The sequence below is a fragment of the Terrabacter ginsenosidimutans genome, from assembly GCF_039539425.1.
GTDB lineage: Bacteria > Actinomycetota > Actinomycetes > Actinomycetales > Dermatophilaceae > Terrabacter > Terrabacter ginsenosidimutans.
Genome location: NZ_BAABDC010000019.1, coordinates 1,969 through 5,505 on the forward strand (window position 1 = coordinate 1,969; position 3,537 = coordinate 5,505).

At 56.5% G+C, this 3,537-nt stretch carries 2 rRNA genes; both read left to right on the plus strand.

The window, feature by feature from the left end:
* The first annotated feature begins 203 nt into the window (after positions 1-203).
* Positions 204-3,335: ribosomal RNA gene (locus ABD831_RS22175) — 23S ribosomal RNA — on the plus strand.
* 78 nt (positions 3,336-3,413) lie between these two features.
* A 5S ribosomal RNA gene (rrf, locus tag ABD831_RS22180) occupies positions 3,414-3,530 on the plus strand.
* Positions 3,531-3,537: the final 7 nt, after the last annotated feature.

Below are 3,537 nucleotides of genomic sequence, written 5' to 3' on the forward strand. Positions count from 1 at the left end.
GTGGGGCGGTGTCTGACACGTTGTTGGGTCCTGAAGGATCGGGCGACACGCGCCGGCCCCGGGTTTGCTCCCGGGTCCGCTGGTGTGTGTGGGCTGGTTTCTTCTGGTTGGTGGGCCCTGCCGAGATCGCGACTGTGTCGTGGTGGGTGTGGGGTGCCGGTTGTATTTTGAGAACTTCACAGTGGACGCGAGCATCTTTGTAGTGTCAAGTTTTTAAGGGCACACGGTGGATGCCTTGGCACCAGGAACCGAAGAAGGACGTAGGAATCTGCGATAAGCCTCGGGTAGTCGATAACCAGACTGTGATCCGAGGATTTCCGAATGGGGAAACCCGGCTGGAGGCAAGTCCAGTCACCCGCACCTGAATATATAGGGTGTGTGGAGGGAACGTGGGGAAGTGAAACATCTCAGTACCCACAGGAAGAGAAAACAACATGTGATTCCGTGAGTAGTGGCGAGCGAAAGCGGATGAGGCTAAACCGGGCGTGTGTGATAGCTGTCAGGCGTTGCACGTTCGGGGTCGTGGGACCCGCCAGTTGGCTCTGACAGGCTGACAGGGAGTAAAAAATCTGCGTCATAGTCGAAGAGCATTGAATGGCTCGGCATAGAGGGTGCGACCCCCGTAGACGAAATGGTGTGGACTCCCGGTGGTGTTTCCCAAGTAGCACGGGGCCCGAGAAATCCCGTGTGAATCTGGCAGGACCACCTGCTAAGCCTAAATATTCCCTGGTGACCGATAGCGGACAAGTACCGTGAGGGAAAGGTGAAAAGTACCCCGGGAGGGGAGTGAAATAGATCCTGAAACCGTGTGCCTACAATCCGTTGGAGCCTCCCGCCGTTGGGCGTGTGGGGTGACAGCGTGCCTTTTGAAGAATGAGCCTGCGAGTTAGTGCTCAGTGGCGAGGTTAACCCGTGTGGGGAAGCCGTAGCGAAAGCGAGTCCGAATAGGGCGTTTGAGTCGCTGGGTCTAGACCCGAAGCGGAGTGATCTACCCATGGCCAGGTTGAAGCGCAGGTAAGACTGCGTGGAGGACCGAACCCACTTAGGTTGAAAACTGAGGGGATGAGCTGTGGGTAGGGGTGAAAGGCCAATCAAACTCCGTGATAGCTGGTTCTCCCCGAAATGCATTTAGGTGCAGCGTCACGTGTTTCTTGCCGGAGGTAGAGCTACTGGATAGCTAATGGGCCTCACCAGGTTACTGACGTTAGCCAAACTCCGAATGCCGGTAAGTGAGAGCGTGGCAGTGAGACTGCGGGGGATAAGCTCCGTAGTCGAGAGGGAAACAGCCCAGATCACCAGCTAAGGTCCCTAAGCGTGTGCTAAGTGGGAAAGGATGTGGAGTTGCTGTGACAACCAGGAGGTTGGCTTAGAAGCAGCCACCCTTTAAAGAGTGCGTAATAGCTCACTGGTCAAGTGATTCCGCGCCGACAATGTAGCGGGGCTCAAGCACACCACCGAAGCTGTGGCATTGACATATTGCTCGGCACCGACACCTGCGGGTTCGGTGTCCAGGCGTGTTGATGGGTAGGGGAGCGTCGTGTGGCCAGGGAAGCGGCGGTGTGAACCAGCCGTGGAGGCCACACGAGTGAGAATGCAGGCATGAGTAGCGAATGACGGGCGAGAAACCCGTCCGCCGAATAACCAAGGGTTCCAGGGTCAAGCTAATCTGCCCTGGGTAAGTCGGGACCTAAGGCGAGGCCGACAGGCGTAGTCGATGGACATCCGGTTGATATTCCGGAACCGGCGAAGGACCGCCCATGATGAACCCAGTGATGCTAAGTGCCTGAAGCACGCCCACCGGACCTTCGGGTCCATCGGGTGTGTGGAGCGCACGGCCCGATCTGGTAGTAGTCAAGCGATGGAGTGACGCAGGAAGGTAGCCTCCGCGTGGCGATGGTTGTCCACGTCCAAGGGTGTAGGGCGCGATCCAGGCAAATCCGGGTCGCATGAAGCCTGAGACCTGATAGTGACCGCGAATGCGGGAAGAGGGTGATCCTATGCTGCCGAGAAAAACTTCTAGCGAGGTTCGAGCCGCCCGTACCCCAAACCGACTCAGGTGGTTAGGTAGAGAATACCAAGGCGATCGAGTGAATCGTGGTTAAGGAATTCGGCAAAATACCCCCGTAACTTCGGGAGAAGGGGGGCCCTGATCGTGACGCCACTAGCTGGCGAAAGCGTGATCGGCCGCAGAGACCAGGGAGAAGCGACTGTTTACTAAAAACACAGGTCCGTGCCAAGTCGCAAGACGATGTATACGGACTGACGCCTGCCCGGTGCTGGAACGTTAAGGGGACCGGTTAGCCTCACGGCGAAGCTGAGAACTTAAGCGCCAGTAAACGGCGGTGGTAACTATAACCATCCTAAGGTAGCGAAATTCCTTGTCGGGTAAGTTCCGACCTGCACGAATGGCGTAACGACTTCTCCACTGTCTCAACCACGAACTCGGCGAAATTGCACTACGAGTAAAGATGCTCGTTACGCGCAGCAGGACGGAAAGACCCCGGGACCTTTACTACAGCTTGGTATTGGTGTTCGGTACGGCTTGTGTAGGATAGGTGGGAGACTGTGAAGCCGTCACGTCAGTGATGGTGGAGTCAACGTTGAAATACCACTCTGGTCGTTCTGGATATCTAACCTCGGTCCGTGATCCGGATCAGGGACAGTGCCTGGTGGGTAGTTTAACTGGGGCGGTTGCCTCCTAAAAGGTAACGGAGGCGCCCAAAGGTTCCCTCAGCCTGGTTGGTAATCAGGTTTCGAGTGTAAGTGCACAAGGGAGCTTGACTGTGAGACAGACATGTCGAGCAGGGACGAAAGTCGGGACTAGTGATCCGGCGGTGGCTTGTGGAAGCGCCGTCGCTCAACGGATAAAAGGTACCCCGGGGATAACAGGCTGATCTTGCCCAAGAGTCCATATCGACGGCATGGTTTGGCACCTCGATGTCGGCTCGTCGCATCCTGGGGCTGGAGTAGGTCCCAAGGGTTGGGCTGTTCGCCCATTAAAGCGGTACGCGAGCTGGGTTTAGAACGTCGTGAGACAGTTCGGTCCCTATCCGCTGTGCGCGTAGGAAACTTGAGAAAGGCTGTCCCTAGTACGAGAGGACCGGGATGGACGAACCTCTGGTGTGTCAGTTGTCCTGCCAAGGGCACCGCTGATTAGCTACGTTCGGAAGTGATAACCGCTGAAAGCATCTAAGCGGGAAGCACGTTTCAAGATGAGGTTTCCAGGCCCGCGAGGGCGAGAGGCTCCCAGCTAGACTACTGGGTTGATAGGCCGGATGTGGAAGCACAGCAATGTGTGGAGCTGACCGGTACTAATAAGCCGATAACTTGACTTACAAAGATGCTACGCGTCCACTGTGCGGTTCCCGAGATACAAACGGGAACACACCCACTGATTGATATCTCCATAGAGTTTCGGCTGTCATAGCGAAGGGGAAACGCCCGGCTCCATTCCGAACCCGGAAGCTAAGCCCTTCAGCGCCGATGGTACTGCACTGGTGACGGTGTGGGAGAGTAGGACGCAGCCGGACACACTTT